Here is a 17,424-nt window from a genome sequence, read left to right as displayed (position 1 = left end):
CTCTCACGTACCGCACTTGCCGGCGACCTGCTTCTCCTCGTCGGAGAGCGTGGGGCCGGGGCTGGGAGTGGGCGCGGTCGGGGTTGCGGACGCGTTCGGGGACGGTGAGGTCGAGGTGGACGGACTGGGCGACGCCTTGGACGTCAGGGAGGAGCGGGTGGTTCCCGTGGTCCCGCCGGCCTCGCCCTCACCGGTCTTGGAGTTCTTCTCGCTCTCGGTCGCCTGCGCCTCGGCCACCTTGCGGCACGCGGATGCCTGCACGGAGAGTTCGTCGATTTTCTTCTGAGCGGTCTTCAGACCGCCTTCCGCGATGGTGTTCTCGACGAGCTCCTGCTGGTACGGCTGCAAGTACTTGAGTTCGATCTTCGGGTAGTCCTTCTCCACCTTCGACAGCGAGACCCAGGCGAGGTCCTGGCTGATGCCGCGGTAGAGGGCGACGTGGTCGCCGTTGGCGGCGACGTAGTACTGGGTCTGGGTCCAGCGGTAGCCGCCGTAGAGCCCGCCGCCGATGACGCCGAGGGCGAGTGCGATGTAGAGGGATCTCTTGAGCCACTTACGGCCCTTGCGGGGCTTGACGAAGTCGTCGTCGGAGTAGCCGCCGAAGCCGTCGGTGGAGATGAAACCGGTGACGTCGCCGGAGCCGGGCGGGCCGAACTCGCCGCCCCCGCCGCCCTGTCCGGGCACTTGGCGGCCGAGCCCGGAGGCGCGTCCGGCGGGGGTCTGCATGATGCCGTTGTCGTGCAGCTGTAGCTGGTTCTCGGCGACGGCGCCGACCACGACGGGGGTGTCGGAGAGCTGGCCCGCGAGTGTGTCGCCGGTGTCGAGGTCGAGGACGTCGGCGACGATGACGGTGATGTTGTCGGGGCCGCCGCCGCGCAGGGCGAGCTGGATCAGCTCCTGCACGGTCTCCTGCGGGCCCTGGTAGCTGGCGAGGGTGTCTTCCAGCGTCTGGTGGGAGACGACGCCGGACAGGCCGTCGGAGCAGATCAGATAGCGGTCGCCGGCGCGGACCTCGCGGATGGAGAGGTCGGGCTCGACGTGCTCGCCGCTGCCCAGCGCGCGCATCAGCAGGGAGCGCTGCGGGTGGGTGGTGGCCTCTTCCTCGGTGATGCGGCCCTCGTCGACCAGGCGCTGCACCCAGGTGTGGTCCTGGGTGATCTGGGTGAGGACGCCGTCGCGCAGCAGGTAGGCGCGGGAGTCGCCGACGTGGACGAGGCCGAGGCGCTGGCCGGTCCACAGCAGGGCGGTGAGCGTCGTGCCCATGCCCTCCAGCTGCGGATCCTCCTCCACCATGGAGCGCAGCTGGTCGTTGGCGCGCTGCACGGCGATGCCGAGGGAGGTGAGGACGTCGGAGCCGGGGACGTCGTCGTCGAGGGCGACGATGGTGGAGATGGCCTCGGAGGAGGCGACCTCACCGGCGGCGGCGCCGCCCATGCCGTCGGCGATGGCGAGCAGTCGGGGTCCGGCGTATCCGGAGTCCTCGTTGCCCTCCCGGATCATGCCTTTGTGCGATCCGGCGGCGAAGCGCAGTGACAGACTCATGCGCACCTCGCCCGTCGGCTCCGGATACATCCGCACGGTGCCCACCCTCCGGTCGGGAGCGCGCCGGGGCCCGGGGTGGGGGCCGCTGCGTGCTCGCTCCGCTCGCGCCTATTCATGATGTAGCACTACTTCCGCAGCTCGATGACGGTCTTGCCGATGCGGATCGGCGCGCCCAGCGGAATCGGTGTGGGGGTCGTCAGCCGGCTCCGGTCCAGGTACGTGCCGTTGGTGGAGCCGAGGTCCTCGACGATCCACTGGCCGTCCCGGTCCGGGTAGATCCGCGCGTGGCGGCTGGAGGCGTAGTCGTCGTCCAGCACGATGGTGCTGTCGTGCGCCCGGCCGAGCGTGATGGTCTGGCCCTGGAGCGCGACGGTGGTGCCGGTGAGGATGCCCTCGGACACGACCAGCTTGGTGGGGGCGTTACGGCCCCGTCGGCCGCCGGCGCTCTGCTGGCGCTGCTGCGGCGGCGCCTGCTGCTGGCGCTGGGCCTGCTGAGGCCGGTTGGCCTCGCGCCGGGAGCCGCGCTGGGTGACGCGCGTACCGAACAGGTCGCTGCGGATGACCTGCACGGCCACGATCACGAACAGCCACAGTACGGCCAGGAAACCCAGCCGCATGACCGTGAGGGTCAGCTCTGACATTGCCCCCGCTTCACCCTTCGGCTTGCCTATAGATAACGGTGGTGCTGCCCACGACGATCCGCGAGCCGTCGCGGAGCGTAGCGCGGGTGGTGTGCTGTCCGTCCACCACGATGCCGTTGGTGGATCCGAGATCCTGGACGGTCGAGGGCGTTCCGGTTCGGATCTCGCAGTGCCGGCGGGAGACGCCGGGGTCGTCGATCCGCACGTCGGCCTCGGTGCTGCGGCCCAGCACGAGTGTCGCGCGGGAGATCTGGTGGCGGGCGCCGTTGATCTCGATCCAGTGGCGGGTGCGGCTGCCGGGTGCCGGGGCACCGACGGGTCCGCCGGAGCGCGGGGCCTGGGCGGGCTGCGGGTAGCCGTAGCCCCCGGGGCGTCCGCCGGGGGGCGGTGCGGCCGGCATGGGCGGGGCGCCGGCGGGCGCGGCGGACTGCGGGTAGCCGTAGCCGCTCGGCGCCGTGGGCCGGGCGGCCGGTGCGGCGGCTGCTCCCGGTGTTCCGGGGGCCTGCTGGTCGGTGGAGGAGGCGAGCGTACGGCTGCGCACCCGGTAAAGGCCGGTGTCGAGGTCGTCGGCCTTCTCCAGGTGGACCTTGATCGGGCCCATGAAGGTGTAGCGCTGCTGCTTGGCGTAGTCGCGCACCATGCCGGCGAGCTCGTCGCCGAGCTGGCCGGAGTAGGGGCTGAGCCGCTCGAAGTCCGGTGTGCTCAGCTCCACGATGAAGTCGTTGGGGACGACGGTCCGGTCGCGGTTCCAGATCGTCGCGTTGTTGTCGCACTCGCGCTGGAGCGCGCCGGCGATCTCCACGGGCTGGACCTCGGACTTGAACACTTTGGCGAAGGTGCCGTTGACCAGACCTTCGAGACGCTGCTCGAACTTCTTCAGGACTCCCATGGGGCACCTCCTCCGTAGTTGCTGCCGTCCTGCACCCCGCAGAGCGGGTACTGCCTTACCTGGTACTGCACCTGGTACTGCTTACTGATCGTATCCACGCGCCGGTGAATCGGCTGGTTCCCCCTGTCGGCACCGTCGACGGGTGTCGACGCCTCCGAAGTTCCCTGTGGAGCTCCTCTTCGAACTCCCGCGGCCGACTTGTCCTTGTCAAGGATCGTAGAGGTGGCCGTGGACCAGTGTCCCGCACCTGACTGTGGACCCCGACCGGCTCCTGGTGAGACGGACGGGACCGGTACGAGGTTGATACGTGAACCGGTCGACGTTGATACGTAGCCGCAGGGGCGGGGGTTCGGTGCCGTCCGGTGAAGGTCCTGGTCGGCTGCTGCCCTGGGGAAAGGGATGTGAATCCACCTCTGTCAGCGTGCTAATGTTCTGGGTGTCGGAAGGCGCCAGGCCCGCAAGGGAACAGGGCCCGAGGACACACCCAATGCGCGGGTGGCGGAATAGGCAGACGCGCTGGATTCAGGTTCCAGTGCCCGCAAGGGCGTGGGGGTTCAACTCCCCCCTCGCGCACCAGATGAAAGCCCCCCAGGTCTCGGACCTGGGGGGCTTTCTCGTTGTCCCGTTGTCCTCGATCCCGCTCTCCTCGGTGCGGATCGCGTGGTGAGGACAATCACACGACGTGAGCCTAGGCGGCCAGGCGTTCGGCGACGGCCTTCGCCTTGATCTCGGCGTCCTGGAGGGCGCGCTCCCGGGAGGTCTCGTAGAGGGGGATCAGTTCGGTCATCGCCGGGTTCTGCGGGGCCATGGTCAGCTCCGGGACGATGAAGTCGAGGTCCAGGGCGAGGGAGTCGGCGAGGACGGCCTGAAGGTAGTTCTGTACGTACTCGTAGTCCTCGCGCGGGGTGCCGGGCGCGTAGGAGCCGCCGCGGCTGGCCACGACGGTGACCGGGGTGCCCTTGATCCTCGAGTCCTCCGCCATGAACGTGCGGCCCACCAGCATCACGTTGTCCAGCCAGGCCTTCAGGGTCGAGGGGATCGCGTAGTTGTACATCGGGGCGCCTATCAGCACCGCGTCCGCCCCCTCCAGCTCCTCGATCAGTCGCACGCGCGCGGCGAAGGCGGCGGCCTGCTCGGGGGTGTGCGACGCCGGGTCGGAGAAGCCGGCGGTGTGGGCGTCGGCGGTGATGTGCGGCACGGGGTCGGCGGAGAGGTCGCGGTAGATCACGGTGCCCTCCGGGTGCTGCTCCTCCCAGGTCCGGCGGAAGGCGTCCGTGACGGTGCGGGAGGCGGAGGCGCCGTGCGGGAACACGGAGGAGTCGATGTGGAGCAGCGTGGCCATGGGGTCTCCAGGGGGAGGCAGCGGTGAGTGACCGCTGGGGAAGCGGCTAGTAATTCGTACTCGACTATGAATAACACAGGGACTTACTTTTTTTCATCTCCCTACGAAGAGGGCAGTACCCTGGGGGCATGGCGGGTGAGCGGAGTCACGGCACCGAGGCGTGCAGGCGGGTCGACGACGGGATCACCCGCGTCTTCCAGCTCCTGGGAAAGCGCTGGACCGGGCCGATCGTGGCCGTCCTCACCCCGGGACCGGCGTACTTCGTCGATCTGCGCCGGGCGATCCCCGGCATCAGCGAACGGATGCTGTCCGACCGCCTCACCGAACTCGCCGCCGCGGGACTCGTCGTACGCGAGGTCGACGAGGGGCCGCCGCTGCGGGTGTCCTACCGGCTGACGGAAGCGGGGGCGGCGCTGGAGCCTGCGTTCGCGGAGCTGGGGCGGTGGGCGAAGCGGTATCTGGTGGGGTGGGAGCCGGGGGGCGGTTGCTGAGCGGCGGTCGGAGCGGCGTGGGAGCCGGGGGCCGTTGCTGAGGGGCAGCCGGAGTCGGGTGGGTTTTCCACAGCTGTGGAGTTGTCCACAGGGTCTGACGCGTTTCGGCCACCGGCTGTACGGTCTGCACGAGTTGATGTTCGGGCGCGTGCGTGTGCGGGGGAGGCGGTCGCTGTGACCGAGGTCGGTACGGAAGCTGCTGTGGAGGTTTCCTCAGAGGCGGGGCGCAGGCTGCCGCCCGCGCGCGGCTTCGCCGCCTGGCCCGCGCAGGGCTCGCCCAAGGAGGAGGGCAAGTCGCTGCGGGCCAGGATCCCGCGCGGCGCGCATGCCGCCCTCGACGTGGACGGCTCCCGCCCCGACGCGGTGAGCGCGGTCGAGGAGTCCAGCCGCGGACGCCTGCCCGAGCTCACCCCGATCCGCGTCGGACGGATGGCGGCCACGCCCTTCGCCTTCCTGCGCGGCTCCGCCGGCCTCATGGCGTACGACCTGGCACGCACCCCCATGACCCGGATCGTCGCCCAGATCTGCGGCGACGCCCACGCGGCCAACTTCGGGCTGTACGGGGACGCGCGCGGCGACCTCGTCATCGACCTCAACGACTTCGACGAGACGGTGCCGGGCCCCTGGGAGTGGGACCTCAAGCGGCTCGCCGCCTCGCTGGTGCTCGCGGGCCGGGAGGCGGGCGCCGACGAGGACACCTGCCGTCAGGCGGCGCACGGCGCGGTGGGTTCCTACCGCCGCACCATGCGGCTGCTCGCCAAGCTCCCGGCGCTGGACGCGTGGAACGCCATCGCGGACGAGGAACTGGTCTCCCACAGCGACGCCCACGACCTGGTCGGCACTCTGGAACGGGTCTCGGAGAAGGCGCGCGCCAACACCAGCGGGCGGTTCGCGGCGAAGTCGACCGAGCCGACCGAGGGCGGCGGGCGCCGCTTCGTCGATGCCGCGCCGGTGCTGCGGCGGGTGCCGGACGCGGAGGCAGCGGCCGTCGCCGGCGCCCTGGAGGAGTACCTGGACACCCTCTCCGAGGACCGTCTGCCGCTGCTGGCCCGGCACGCGGTGCACGACGTGGCGTTCCGCGTCGTCGGCACGGGCAGTGTGGGCACCCGCTCGTACGTCGTGCTGCTCCTCGACCACCGTGGCGAACCGCTGGTCCTGCAAGTGAAGGAGGCCCGCCCCTCGGCGCTGCTGCCGCACCTGGTGACCGCCGGCTTCGAGGCGCCCGCGGAGGGGCACGAGGGCCGCCGGGTGGTCCTCGGGCAGAAGCGCATGCAGGTCGTCAGCGACATGCTGCTGGGCTGGACGACGGTCGAGGGCCGCCCCTTCCAGGTGCGGCAGTTCCGCAACCGCAAGGGCAGCGTCGACCCCGCCGCGCTCGCCGCCGACCAGATAGACGACTACGGCCGGATGACCGGCGCGCTCCTGGCCCGCGCCCACTCCCACAGCGCCGACCCGCGCCTCGTCGCCGGGTACTGCGGCAAGAACGAGGAGCTGGACGAGGCGATGGCGACGTTCGCCGTCGCCTACGCCGACCGCACGGAGGCGGACCACGCGGAGCTGGTGGCGGCGGTGCGGGCGGGGCGGATCCCTGCGGAGATGGGCGTCTGAGAGGCCCGTGGGGGCTGACGTGCGCGGTGCGGGGTTCGCGGTGCCGCGTGGGCGTGGGGGCTGAGGTACGCCGTGGCGGGGGCGCCGCTGCGGCCGTGGCCTACGCTGGTCGGGTGACGACCCCGGAAGCTGAGCAGGGTGGTGTCGCCGGCGGGACGCGGGCGGTGCCCGAGGACGGTGCGCCGCGGCCCGAGGAGCGGCTGGAGCGGGCCGTGCGGGCCGCCGAGCAGGCGCTGATCGAGTACGAGATCGCGGTGGAGACCTTCCGGATCGAGGTCGAGAACTTCTCCCGGCTGCACCACCAGAAGCTCGGGCCGATGTACACCCGGCTCGATGAGCTGGACGCGGAGATCGCCGAGATCAGGGCCGTCCGCAGCGGTGACCCCGAGGACCGGCGCAAGGCGGACGAGGCCCGCGCCCGGGTGATGCCGATGCCGGCCGTGGAGGAGCTGTTCCACGGCTGGATGGACGGGGACGGCCTGTTCCCGGAGGCCGCGGCGATGCTCACGGACCAGCAGGTGCGGCCCCCGCAGCGGGTGCGGCCCAGCGACGAGGCCCGCAAGCTCTACCGCGAGCTGGCCCGCAAGGCCCACCCCGACCTGGCCCAGGACGAGACCGAGCGGGCGCGGCGCGAGGAGTTCATCACCCGCGTCAACGCCGCCTACGGGCGGGGCGACGAGCCACTGCTGCGGGAACTCGCCGAGGAGTGGGCGGCCGGCCCCAAGCCGCCGGAGCAGCAGCCGTCCGAGAGCGAGGAGCTCTACGCTCGCCTCGAATGGCTCGCCCAGCGCAAGGAGCTGCTGACCGTCGTCGCACGGGAGCTGGAGGAGAGCGCGATCGGCGCGATGCTGCGCCTCGCCCCGGACGACCCCGACCGGCTCCTGGAGGAGATCGCCGAGCAGCTGCTGACGCAGGTCGCCGAGCGGGAGCGCGAGCTGGTGGAGCTGCGGGGGCAGTAGCCGTCGTGGGCGGCGCGCCCCGGCGTGGCCAGGCATCGGTGACGGGCGGGGCGGCTGGGGGACGGGAGCCCTCAGGTAGCCTCGGGCTCATGAGTTTCGGAGCTGCTTTGCCCTCGGTCGACGTCGCCGGTGTGCCGGCCGACGCTCTCGTTCTGGACGTCCGTGAGGCCGATGAATGGGCCGCCGGGCACGTCGAGGGCGCGCTGCACGTTCCCATGAGCGGCTTCGTGGCCCGGTTCGGCGAGGTCACCGAGGCGGTGGCCGAGGGGCGGCGCGCCTATGTGATGTGCCGCGTCGGCGGCCGTTCCGCGCAGGTCACGCAGTATCTGGTGCAGCAGGACATCGACGCGGTGAACATCGACGGCGGCATGCTGGCCTGGGAAGGCGCGGGTCGGCCGATGGTGACGGACAACGGCTCGCCCGCCTTCGTCCTGTAGCCGACCCGGGCCCCCGAGGGCGCGTCAGCCCAGCGGGTGGGCCGCCAGCAGGTCGCCGAGGGCTTCCTCGTGGGCCGCGGCCGGGCCGAGGGACAGCTCCAGGTGCTTGGCCCAGGCGTGGTAGCGGTGCAGCGGGTAGTCGACGTCGGCGCCGAAGCCGCCGTGCAGATGCTGTGCCGTCTGCACGACCCGTCGTACGCCGTCCGCGGCCCAGATCTTGGCGACGGCCACCTCACCGGAGACGGGCAGCGTCCCGTGCGTGCCGGAGCCGAGCCGCCAGGCGGCCTGCCACAGGGTGGCCTCCATGGCCTTCAGGTCGATGTAGCGGTCGGCGGCCTGCACGGCGACCGCCTGGAAGGTGGCGACCGGGAACCCGAACTGCTCCCGCTTGCCGGTGTATTCGCCGGTCATCCGGAGCACCTGGCGACCGAGCCCGAGCGCCAGCGCACAGGTGCCGACGGTCAGTAGCTGGCGCAGCGACTCCCAGGCGCCGTCCGCGTCGAGGACGTACCGTGCCGTGATCCGCGCCGACTCCAGGTGCAGTTCGCCCAGCCGCTCCCCCGTCGTGGAGAACTGCTCGGCGAGCGTCACCCCTTCGCTTCCCGGTGCCACCAGCGCGAGCACCGTGTGCCCGGACGCGGTGTGCGCGGGTACGGCGACGAGGTCGGCGTCGTACGCCCACGGCACCGCCGTCTGGAGTCCGTCCAGGATCCACTCGGCGCCCTTCTGGCGTGCGGTCACGGCGAGTTCGGCCGGGTCGTGGCCGGTGCGGCCGCTCGCGGCGACCGTGAGGACCACCTCACCGCGGCCCGCCCGCTCCAGCAGGGCGGACTTCAACTCCTCGGTGCCATAAGCCTGTACGGCGGCCAGGGCGGCGCTGCTCTCCAGGAGCGGCACCCGGGCCAGCACCTTCGCCGACTCGCTCAGCACCAGGCACAGGGCGACGGCGTCCAGGCCCGCCCCGCCGTGCTCGGTGGCCGTCAGCAGGCTGAGCAGGTCCGCGTCCGCGAGCTTCTTCCACAGGGCGCGGTCGAAAGTGTCGGCGACGGCGCCCACGGCCAGCGCGGGGCTGGGGACCGCGTCCGGTGCGACCCCGGCGAACACCCCGCGTGCCGCCTCGGCCGCCGCCTGCTGCTCCTCGGTGAAGGTGAAGTCCACGGTTGCTGTCCTCCCGACGGTCGGCCGGTCGGTGCCGCGGCTGATCCCGCGGCACCGATCTGACGGTCCGTCAAGATAGAACAGGTTCTAGAAGAAGGGAACGGCGCGGCACCGCCCGCCTGACGGCTACCGGTCGAAGTCCAGCTCCACCTTCTCCGTCGCCGGATGCGACTGGCAGGCCAGCACATAGCCGGCCTCCGTCTCCTCCGGCTCCAGCGCGAAGTTGCGGTCCATGCGGACCTCGCCGGCGACGAGGAAGGCCCGGCAGGTGCCGCACACCCCGCCCTTGCAGGCGTAGGGGGCGTCGGGGCGGTTGCGCAGGACCGTCTCCAGGAGGGACTCGCCGTCCTGGACGGGCCAGGTGCCGCCGCGGCCGTCGAGGCGGGCGGTGACCGTGCTGTGCGCGGGCGTGGGAGCCGTCGGCGCGGTGGGGGTGCCCGCGTCGACGTGGAAGATCTCCTCGTGGATGCGGGCGCGCGGGACACCGAGGTCCTTCAGGGCCCGCTCCGCGCCCTGCACCAGACCGAACGGCCCGCACAGGAACCAGCCCGCCACGTCGGCCACCGGCAGCAGCGCGGGCAGCAGTCCGGTCAGCCGCTCCCGGTCGAGCCGCCCGGACGGCAGGCCGGCCTGCTGCTCCTCCCGGGACAGCACCGTCACCAGCTGGAACCGCTCGGGGTAGCGGTCCTTCAGGTCGGCGACCTCGTCCAGGAACATCGTCGAGGCCGCCGTACGGTCGCTGCGGATCAGGCAGAACCGGGCCTTCGGCTCACGCGCGAGCAGCGTCGAGACGATCGACAGCACCGGCGTGATGCCGCTGCCGCCGACGATCGCGGCGTACAGACCGGGCGCGGGGGCGAGCGTGAAGCGGCCCGCCGGGGTCATCACCTCCACCTCGTCGCCGACGTTGATCTCCTTGAGCGCGTACGTCGAGAACGCGCCGCCCTCCACCAGCCGTACACCGACCCGGAGTTGACGGGGAGCCTCGTCGCCCGGGGCCGGGGAGCAGATCGAGTACGTGCGGCGGATCTCCGTGCCGTCGGCCCGGCGCCGCAGGGCGAGGTGCTGGCCCGCGGCGTGGCGGTACTCCTCGGCGAGTTCCGGCGGCACGGTGAAGGTGAGGGCCACGGAGTCGTCGGTGAGCCGGTCGACCGCCGCCACCGGGAGCGCGTGGAAGCGGGCCATCACAACTCCTTGAAGTGGTCGAACGGTTCACGGCAGGCGAGGCAGCGGCGCAGCGCCTTGCACGCGGTGGAGGAGAAGCGGCTGAGCAGTTCGGTGTCGGCACAGCCGCAGTGCGGGCAGTGGACGGGCGGCGCGGTGAGGGTGCGGGTGGCGCCAAGGGGCAGGGGGACCGGTCCCGCGGTCCGCTGTACGCGCGGGGGAGCTATGCCGAACTCCTCCAGTTTGCGGCGGCCTTCGGGGGTGATGTCGTCCGTCGACCAGGCGGGCGCGAGCACCGTGCGCACGGTGACGTCCTGGACGCCGTGGGCCCGCAGGGCCCGCTCTATGTCGAGGGACATCGCCTCGATGGCCGGGCAGCCGGTGTAGGTCGGGGTCAGTTCGACCTCGACGGAGTCGGTGTCGTGAGCGTGCACCGCGCGGACGACGCCGAGCTCCTGGAGGGTGAGCACCGGCAGTTCGGGGTCGGGGACAGCGCCGGCGATCTCCAGGAGTTCCGCCTCCAGCGGGGTCGCGGTCACCATGACGCCCCCGGGTGGCTGCGGTGCAGATGCTGCATCTCGGCGAGCATCCGTCCGAAGGACTCGGTGTGCAGGCCCTGCCGGCCCGCACCGGCCGTCCACGCGCCCGTGCGCGGTCCGTCGGGGACCGGCAGGCCGGCGCGGCCGAGGACGGCCGTCACGGCGGCGAGCCACGCCGCGTCCAGGGCCGTCCCGTCGATGTCGAGGCCCTCCAGAGGCTGGAACATCTCGCCGGTGAACCGCCACAGCGCGTCGCACGCCCGCAGCATCCGCTCCCGGCTCTCGTCGGTGCCGTCGCCGAGCCGCAGCGTCCACTGCTCGGCGTGGTCGCGGTGGTAGGCGACCTCCTTGACGGCCTTCGCGGCGAGCGGTGCGAACGGGCCCTCTCCGGCGGCCAGTTCGGCGTACATCAGGTGCTGGTAGGTGGAGAAGTACAGCTGGCGGGCGATGGTGTGGGCGAAGTCGCCGTTCGGCTGCTCCACCAGCTGGAGGTTGCGGAAGGCGCGCTCCTCGCGCAGATACGCCAGTTCGTCCTCGTCGCCCACCATCGACAGCAGCACGCGGGCCTGGCCGAGCAGGTCCAGGGCGATGTTGGCGAGGGCGACCTCCTCCTCCAGCACGGGCGCGTGACCGGCCCATTCGCCGAGGCGGTGGGAGAGGATCAGCGCGTCGTCACCGAGGGCCAGGGCGGCGGTGCGGGTGGTCGCGTCGAGGGTCACATCGGCGGTCACAGGTGCTTCACCCCGTCCGGGATCTCGTAGAACGTGGGATGGCGGTACGGCTTGTCGGCGGCCGGTTCGAAGAAGGGGTCCTTCTCGTCCGGGGAGGACGCGGTGATCGCGGTCGACGGGACGACCCAGATCGAGACGCCCTCGCCGCGCCGGGTGTACAGGTCGCGGGCGTTGCGCAGGGCGAGTTCCGCGTCCGGGGCGTGCAGGCTGCCGGCGTGGGTGTGCGAGAGGCCGCGGCGCGAGCGCACGAAGACCTCCCACAGGGGCCAGTCGGTGTTCGTCATGCCTGCTGCTCTCCCGTCCCGTTGCCGTGCTTGGCGGCGTAGGCCGCCGCCGCCTCCCGCACCCAGGCGCCCTCTTCGTGGGCCCGCCTGCGCTGGGTGATCCGTTGTTCGTTGCAGGGGCCGTTGCCCTTGAGGACGTTCTTGAACTCGGTCCAGTCGATCGGGCCGAAGTCGTGCTGTCCCCGTTCCTCGTTCCACTTCAGGTCCGGGTCGGGGAGGGTCAGGCCGAGGGACTCCGCCTGCGGGACGCAGATGTCGACGAAGCGCTGGCGCAGCTCGTCGTTGGAGTGCCGCTTGATCTTCCAGGCCATCGACTGCGCGGAGTGCGCCGACTCGTCGTCGGGCGGGCCGAACATCATCAGCGACGGCCACCACCAGCGGTCCACCGCGTCCTGCGCCATCGCGTGCTGCTCGGGGGTGCCCTTGCTGAGGGCCAGCAGCAGTTCGTAGCCCTGGCGCTGGTGGAAGGACTCCTCCTTGCAGATGCGGACCATCGCGCGCGCGTAGGGGCCGTAGGAGCAGCGGCACAGGGGGACCTGGTTGGTGATCGCGGCGCCGTCCACGAGCCAGCCGATCGCGCCGACGTCCGCCCAGGTCAGGGTCGGGTAGTTGAAGATCGAGGAGTACTTCTGGCGGCCGGAGTGGAGCTTGTCGAGCAGCTCGTCACGGCCGGTGCCGAGGGTCTCGGCGGCGCTGTAGAGGTACAGGCCGTGCCCGGCCTCGTCCTGGACCTTGGCCATCAGGATGGCCTTGCGGCGCAGGCTCGGCGCGCGCGTGATCCAGTTGGCCTCCGGCTGCATGCCGATGATCTCGGAGTGGGCGTGCTGGGCGATCTGGCGGACCAGTGTCGCGCGGTAGGCGTCCGGCATCCAGTCGCGCGGCTCGATGCGCTCGTCGGCGGCCACGGCGGCGTCGAAGGCGCGCTCGTAACCGTCCTGACCGGCGGCGTCCGGCCTGTCGTACGCCTGTGCTGCTGTTGCCATGTGGCCCCCTTGGCCCCGGTCGCTGCCCGGAACACGCTCCCGACCGATCGTTCGGTTCGTCGCATCCATGGTGTGCCGGGCGCCGTAAGGTGTCAACCGCTGTGGATAGCCTCTGTGCCCGGCGGGCGGGCCTGAGTACCGTTCGCCTGCGAGTGCCGTGCGGTGCGGTGGGCGCGGTTGGCCCGGACAGGGACCGGACATCGGGAAACGGGGCGGAATGGACGCGTACGACACAGGCTCGGAGGCCCCGCTGGGGGCCGACGAGCCGCGTGCCCCCGTGCCGCCGGCCGAGCCGGCACCTCCGCCGCTGCCGCACCTCCCGCCCGCGCCCGCCGACCCCCGGACCGGCGTCGCCGCGCTGTCCCTCCGCTACCAGATCGGTGCCGCGCTGGCCCTCGCGATCGTGGCGGTCACCGTCTGTGTGCATCTGGGGATGACGTTCCTGCACGTCGCGCCCGCGAACGCGGTCACCAAGCAGCACGGCAGGGCGATCGACGACTGGATCTACCCCGAGTTCGAGCAGAACTGGAAGCTGTTCGCGCCGAACCCGCTACAGCAGAACATCGCCGTCCAGGTGCGCGCCCAGATCCTGGCCGCCGACGGCACCGTCCGGACCACCGGCTGGTACGACCTGTCCGCCGAGGACGGCCGGGCCATCGACGGCAATCTGCTGCCCAGCCACACCCAGCAGAACGAGCTGCGCCGGGCTTGGGACTTCTTCTCCGCCACCCACGGCGCCGACAACCGGCCCGTCGGGCTGCGCGGCGCGCTGTCGGAGACGTATCTGCGCCGGATCGTGGTGATGCGCCTTGACCGGGACGACGCGGCGGGGCGCGGCGGGAGCGTCGAGCGGGTGCAGGTCCGGTCCGTGTCCACGAACGTGCGGCCGCCCGAGTGGAGCCAGGAACAGGTCTCCGACAAGCCCGCCTACCGCGAGCTTCCCTGGTGGTCGGTCACGCGGGCCGACCAGGTGGGAGGCGACCGGTGAACCGGATCTCCCTGGCCCTCTCCCGGGCCATCGCCCGGGTCACCGAGTCGGCCCTCGGCCCGTACCAGGCCGCCGTGGTCCGCATCGGCTTCAGCGCCACCTGGCTGCTCTTCCTGCTGCGCGAACTGCCCCACCGCGGTGAGCTGTACGGCCCCGACGGCCCCTGGAGCTGGGACCTCGCCGAGCAGCTGATCGCGGGCAACGGCGCGTTCACCGCGCTGATGTGGTCCGACGGGCGGGTCTGGTTCGAGCTCGTCTACGCCCTCGCCGTGCTCTCCAGCGCCCTGCTGCTGGTGGGCTGGCGCACCCGCACGATGTCCGTGCTCTTCATGGTCGGCGTGCTCTCGCTCCAGAACCGCAGCATCTTCATGGGCGACGGCGGCGACAACGTCCTGCACCTGATGTGCCTCTACCTGGTGTTCACGCGCTGCGGCCAGGTGTGGTCGCTGGACGAGCGCCGGGCACGCACGCGTGGGGAGCACCTCCCGGACCGGGTCGGTCCCGTCCTGTGGGTGGTGCTCGGGCTGGTGCTGATCGCGGCGACGGGCGCCGGCAGGCTCTTCGAGGGCGACCTGTTCGTCCCCTCGCTGCTGTGGGCGGTCTGGCTGTCGCTGGGCGTGTGGTGGGCGGTCGGACGGCTGGCACGGACCGATCAGCCGCGCATCCTGCTGGACGTCGTCACCAACCTCGTGCACAACGGCGCCCTGCTCGTGATCATGGCCGAGGCCTGTCTGATCTACGCCACCGCGGGCTGGTACAAGATCCAGGGCTCCCGCTGGCAGGACGGCACCGCCGTCTACTACCCGCTGCACCTGGACTACTTCTCCCCCTGGCCCGGCCTCGCCGACGCGCTGGCCTCCAGCTCCACGATGGTGCTGCTCATCACGTACGGCACCGTCGCCGTGCAGGTCGCCTTCCCGTTCACGCTGTTCAACCGGCGGGTCAAGAACGTCCTGCTGGCGGCCATGATGACCGAGCACGCCGTGATCGCCGTCGTCCTCGGGCTGCCGTTCTTCTCGCTCGCGATGATCGCCGCCGACGCGGTGTTCCTGCCGACACCGTTCCTGCGCCGGCTGGGCGGCTGGGCGGACCGCGCGCGTGCACGCCTCACGGCCGGGCGGGGCCGTACGACGCTGCCGCAGCCACGCGCCCCCGAGAGCGCCGAGGAGACGCACGTAGGCTTCACGGCATGACCGACCCCGCCGACCCCGTCGGCCCTGTGGCCGTCTGGCACCGGCTCGCCGACTCCGCCGTCCTGCTCGACGGCTTCCACGCCCTCAAGCACGCGCTGCGCTTCGGGGCCGAGGTGCCGGTGGCGGTCACCACCGACCGTGCGGCCACGCTCGCCCTCGCCGCCGACCTGGCCGCCGATGTGCGCGAGACGCTGGACGCGCTGCTGACGGAGGTGGCGCCGGGGGCGTACGAGAATCTCGTGCCGCGCCCGCATCCGACCGGCGTGGCCGCCCTGGCGGTACGGCCGTCCCGCGCGGCGAACCTGGCGGCGCTGGCGCGCCTTCCCCGCCCCGCGCCCGTGGTCGTCCTCGACAACCCGCGCAACCTTGGCAACGCGGGAGCCGTGATCCGGCTGGCGGCGGGATTCGGGGCGACCGGTGTGGTCACCACGGGCACGCTCGACCCCTGGCATCCGACAGTGGTGCGCGGGGGCGCGGGGCTGCACTTCGCGACGGCGGTGGAGCGGGTGACGGTCGAGGAACTCCCCCCGGGGCCGCTCTTCGCCCTCGATCCGGAGGGCGACGACATCCGGGGCGTGAAGCTCCCGGACGACGCCGTCCTCGCGTTCGGCTCGGAGCGCAGCGGGCTCTCCGCCGAGCTGCGCGCGCGCAGCGACCATCTGGTGGCGCTGCCCATGAGGCCCCAGGTCTCCAGCTACAACCTCGCGACGAGCGTGGGGATGACGCTGTACCACTGGAGCCTCACGGCTGACTTCTAGGCCTCGCGGCGCACTTCCACGACCCGGAAGCGGTTCGCGACGAAGGCGCCGTCGGTGAGGGCCGCGTTGGCCGCCGGGTTGCCGCCCGAGCCGTGGAAGTCGGAGAACGCGGCCGTCTGGTTGACGTACACCCCGCCCGTGAGGTTCAGCGACAGCTGCGCGGCCTCGTCGAAGCAGACCTCCTGGACCGCACGCTCGACCTCGTCGTCGGTCGTGTACGCGCCGACCGTCATCGCGCCCTTCTCGCGGATCGTGCGCCGCAGCAGCTCCACCGCGTCCGCCGTCGAGTCGACCGCGACGGCGAAGGAGACCGGGCCGAAGCACTCGCTCATGTAGGCGGCCTCGTCGTCGGCCCTCTCCCAATACTTCCGCGCGCCGTCCAGCTTGACGACGACCGGCGTGCGCACGACCGCGTCCGGGAACTCCGGGTTGGTGATCTCCCGGGAGGCGAGGGCGACCTCGCCGAGCCCGGCCGCGGCCTCCAGGCGCGCCTTGACGTCCGGGTTGACGATCGCGCCCAGCAGGGCGTTCGCCCGGGCGTCGTCGCCGAGCAGGCCGTCGACCGAGCGGGCCAGGTCGGCGGCGACCTCGTCGAAGGTCTTGGGGCCCTCGTCGGTGCGGATGCCGTCGCGCGGGATGAGGAAGTTCTGCGGGGTGGTGCACATCTGGCCGCTGTACAGGGACAGCGAGAACGCCAGGTTGGAGAGCATGCCCTTGTAGTTCGCCGTGGAGTCGACGAGCACCGTGTTGACGCCGGCCTTCTCCGTGTAGACCTGCGCCTGGCGGGCGTTGGTCTCCAGCCAGTCGCCGAACGACGTCGAGCCGGTGTAGTCGATGATCCGGATCTCCGGGCGGGTGGCGAGGATCTTGGCGATGCCCTCGCCCGGCCGCTCGGCGGCCAGCGCCACCAGGTTCGGGTCGAAGCCGGCGCCGGCCAGCACCTCGCGCGCGACCTGGACCGTGAGCGCGAGCGGCAGCACCGCGCGCGGGTGGGGCTTGACCAGGACCGCGTTGCCGGTGGCGAGGGACGCGAACAGGCCCGGGTAGCCGTTCCACGTCGGGAAGGTGTTGCAGCCGATCATCAGGGCGATCCCGCGCGGGACCGGAGTGAACTGCTTGGTCAGGGCGAGGGGGTCGCGCTTGCCCTGGGGCTTGGTCCACTCCGCCGTGTCGGGGGTGCGGACCTGCTCCACGTACGCGTACGCCACCGCCTCCAGGCCGCGGTCCTGCGCGTGCGGGCCGCCCGCCTGGAACGCCATCATGAACGCCTGGCCGGAGGTGTGCATGACCGCGTGCGCGAACTCGTGCGTCCGGTCGCTGATGCGCTTGAGGATCTCCAGACAGACCACCGCGCGGATCTCCGCGCCCGCCTCCCTCCAGGCCTTCTGCCCGGCCTTCATGGCGGGCAGCAGCACGTCCACGTCCGCGTGCGGGTACTCGACGCCCAGCTGCGGGCCGTACGGCGAGACCTCGCCGCCCACCCAGTCGTCCGTGCCGGGCTGGCCGAGGTCCAGGCGGGTGCCGAGGAGGGCGTCGAAGGCCGCCTTGCCCGCCGCCGCGTCCAGACTGCCGTTCTCACCGTAGGCCTTCGGGTGCTCCGGGTGCGGGGACCAGTACGCGCGCGTGCGGATCGCCTCCAGCGCCTGGTCGAGGGTGGGCCGGTGCTGGGCGATCAGCTCGTGGGCGGTCAGTTCGGCGGCCATGCGGGACCAACTCC

Annotated in this window: 18 protein-coding genes and 1 tRNA gene; 8 read left to right on the top strand and 11 right to left on the bottom strand. The window is 71.9% G+C overall.

Annotated elements, in window-relative coordinates:
• Nucleotides 1-3: 3 nt before the first annotated feature.
• From OG866_RS21705 to OG866_RS21695, 3 genes are all read right to left on the bottom strand, one after another.
• Nucleotides 4-1,572 carry a Stp1/IreP family PP2C-type Ser/Thr phosphatase gene (locus OG866_RS21705; RefSeq protein WP_329344233.1) on the bottom strand — a complete coding sequence of 523 codons (1,569 nt, stop codon included), beginning with the start codon at nt 1,570-1,572 and terminating at the stop codon, nt 4-6.
• 95 nt (nt 1,573-1,667) lie between these two features.
• Complete coding sequence (locus OG866_RS21700) at nt 1,668-2,183, bottom strand: FHA domain-containing protein FhaB/FipA (protein WP_329337019.1); 516 nt, start codon at nt 2,181-2,183, stop codon at nt 1,668-1,670.
• A 10-nt stretch (nt 2,184-2,193) separates the two neighbouring features.
• Nucleotides 2,194-3,072 carry a DUF3662 and FHA domain-containing protein gene (locus OG866_RS21695; protein ID WP_329337018.1) on the bottom strand — a complete coding sequence of 293 codons (879 nt, stop codon included), beginning with the start codon at nt 3,070-3,072 and terminating at the stop codon, nt 2,194-2,196.
• Nucleotides 3,073-3,561: 489 nt separating this feature from the next.
• Between OG866_RS21695 and OG866_RS21690 the strand changes: the two genes are divergently transcribed.
• Nucleotides 3,562-3,648 (top strand) — tRNA-Leu (locus OG866_RS21690).
• Nucleotides 3,649-3,760: 112 nt separating this feature from the next.
• Here OG866_RS21690 and OG866_RS21685 read toward each other — a convergent pair.
• Nucleotides 3,761-4,414 (bottom strand): FMN-dependent NADH-azoreductase, encoded by a 654-nt coding sequence (locus tag OG866_RS21685; RefSeq protein ID WP_329337017.1) that lies wholly within the window; start codon nt 4,412-4,414, stop codon nt 3,761-3,763.
• 128 nt (nt 4,415-4,542) lie between these two features.
• Between OG866_RS21685 and OG866_RS21680 the strand changes: the two genes are divergently transcribed.
• The 4 genes from OG866_RS21680 to OG866_RS21665 all read left to right on the top strand — a co-directional run bounded on the left by OG866_RS21680 (nt 4,543) and on the right by OG866_RS21665 (nt 7,909).
• The gene (locus OG866_RS21680; protein ID WP_329337016.1) at nt 4,543-4,905 is read left to right on the top strand and encodes a winged helix-turn-helix transcriptional regulator; all 363 of its coding nucleotides are present in this window, start codon (nt 4,543-4,545) and stop codon (nt 4,903-4,905) included.
• 201 nt (nt 4,906-5,106) lie between these two features.
• On the top strand, nt 5,107-6,513 hold the full coding sequence (locus tag OG866_RS21675) for a DUF2252 domain-containing protein (RefSeq protein ID WP_329337014.1): 1,407 nt from the start codon (nt 5,107-5,109) through the stop codon (nt 6,511-6,513).
• Between the two features lie 113 nt (nt 6,514-6,626).
• The gene (locus tag OG866_RS21670; RefSeq protein WP_443063550.1) at nt 6,627-7,472 is read left to right on the top strand and encodes a J domain-containing protein; all 846 of its coding nucleotides are present in this window, start codon (nt 6,627-6,629) and stop codon (nt 7,470-7,472) included.
• A gap of 89 nt (nt 7,473-7,561) precedes the next feature.
• The gene (locus tag OG866_RS21665; RefSeq protein ID WP_329337013.1) at nt 7,562-7,909 is read left to right on the top strand and encodes a rhodanese-like domain-containing protein; all 348 of its coding nucleotides are present in this window, start codon (nt 7,562-7,564) and stop codon (nt 7,907-7,909) included.
• A 24-nt stretch (nt 7,910-7,933) separates the two neighbouring features.
• Here OG866_RS21665 and OG866_RS21660 read toward each other — a convergent pair whose 3' ends face one another.
• The 6 genes from OG866_RS21660 to paaA form a co-directional block, all read right to left on the bottom strand.
• Nucleotides 7,934-9,067 (bottom strand): acyl-CoA dehydrogenase family protein, encoded by a 1,134-nt coding sequence (locus OG866_RS21660; protein WP_329337011.1) that lies wholly within the window; start codon nt 9,065-9,067, stop codon nt 7,934-7,936.
• Between the two features lie 126 nt (nt 9,068-9,193).
• Nucleotides 9,194-10,252, bottom strand: a complete 1,059-nt coding sequence (locus OG866_RS21655; RefSeq protein WP_329337010.1) for a 2Fe-2S iron-sulfur cluster-binding protein — start codon at nt 10,250-10,252, stop codon at nt 9,194-9,196.
• A complete protein-coding gene (gene paaD / locus OG866_RS21650) occupies nt 10,252-10,773 on the bottom strand; it encodes a 1,2-phenylacetyl-CoA epoxidase subunit PaaD (RefSeq protein WP_329337009.1) in 522 nt (173 codons plus the stop codon). Before paaD ends, OG866_RS21655 begins: the two co-directional genes overlap by 1 nt.
• Nucleotides 10,767-11,501 carry a 1,2-phenylacetyl-CoA epoxidase subunit PaaC gene (paaC, locus tag OG866_RS21645; protein WP_329337007.1) on the bottom strand — a complete coding sequence of 245 codons (735 nt, stop codon included), beginning with the start codon at nt 11,499-11,501 and terminating at the stop codon, nt 10,767-10,769. The genes paaD and paaC overlap by 7 nt, the downstream gene beginning before the upstream one ends.
• The gene (gene paaB / locus OG866_RS21640) at nt 11,498-11,785 is read right to left on the bottom strand and encodes a 1,2-phenylacetyl-CoA epoxidase subunit PaaB (RefSeq protein WP_329337005.1); all 288 of its coding nucleotides are present in this window, start codon (nt 11,783-11,785) and stop codon (nt 11,498-11,500) included. The genes paaC and paaB overlap by 4 nt, the downstream gene beginning before the upstream one ends.
• The gene (gene paaA / locus OG866_RS21635; RefSeq protein ID WP_329337003.1) at nt 11,782-12,768 is read right to left on the bottom strand and encodes a 1,2-phenylacetyl-CoA epoxidase subunit PaaA; all 987 of its coding nucleotides are present in this window, start codon (nt 12,766-12,768) and stop codon (nt 11,782-11,784) included. Before paaA ends, paaB begins: the two co-directional genes overlap by 4 nt.
• A gap of 217 nt (nt 12,769-12,985) precedes the next feature.
• On the opposite strand from paaA, the gene OG866_RS21630 reads away from it, so the two are divergent.
• Genes OG866_RS21630 through OG866_RS21620 form a run of 3 tightly spaced genes read left to right on the top strand, consistent with a single transcriptional unit; the run spans nt 12,986 to nt 15,707 of the window.
• Nucleotides 12,986-13,756 (top strand): DUF5819 family protein, encoded by a 771-nt coding sequence (locus tag OG866_RS21630; RefSeq protein WP_329337002.1) that lies wholly within the window; start codon nt 12,986-12,988, stop codon nt 13,754-13,756.
• Nucleotides 13,753-14,949 (top strand): HTTM domain-containing protein, encoded by a 1,197-nt coding sequence (locus OG866_RS21625; protein WP_329337000.1) that lies wholly within the window; start codon nt 13,753-13,755, stop codon nt 14,947-14,949. Before OG866_RS21630 ends, OG866_RS21625 begins: the two co-directional genes overlap by 4 nt.
• Nucleotides 14,946-15,707 carry a TrmH family RNA methyltransferase gene (locus tag OG866_RS21620; RefSeq protein WP_329336999.1) on the top strand — a complete coding sequence of 254 codons (762 nt, stop codon included), beginning with the start codon at nt 14,946-14,948 and terminating at the stop codon, nt 15,705-15,707. Before OG866_RS21625 ends, OG866_RS21620 begins: the two co-directional genes overlap by 4 nt.
• Here OG866_RS21620 and paaN read toward each other — a convergent pair.
• Nucleotides 15,704-17,410, bottom strand: a complete 1,707-nt coding sequence (gene paaN / locus OG866_RS21615; protein ID WP_329336997.1) for a phenylacetic acid degradation protein PaaN — start codon at nt 17,408-17,410, stop codon at nt 15,704-15,706. The two genes, OG866_RS21620 and paaN, sit on opposite strands and share 4 nt — an antisense overlap.
• Between the last annotated feature and the right edge of the window lie 14 nt (nt 17,411-17,424).

It is taken from the genome of Streptomyces sp. NBC_00663 (genome assembly GCF_036226885.1).
Lineage (GTDB): Bacteria > Actinomycetota > Actinomycetes > Streptomycetales > Streptomycetaceae > Streptomyces.
The sequence above is the reverse complement of the archived record's forward strand: the minus strand, read 5'-3'. Positions and strand labels throughout refer to the sequence as shown.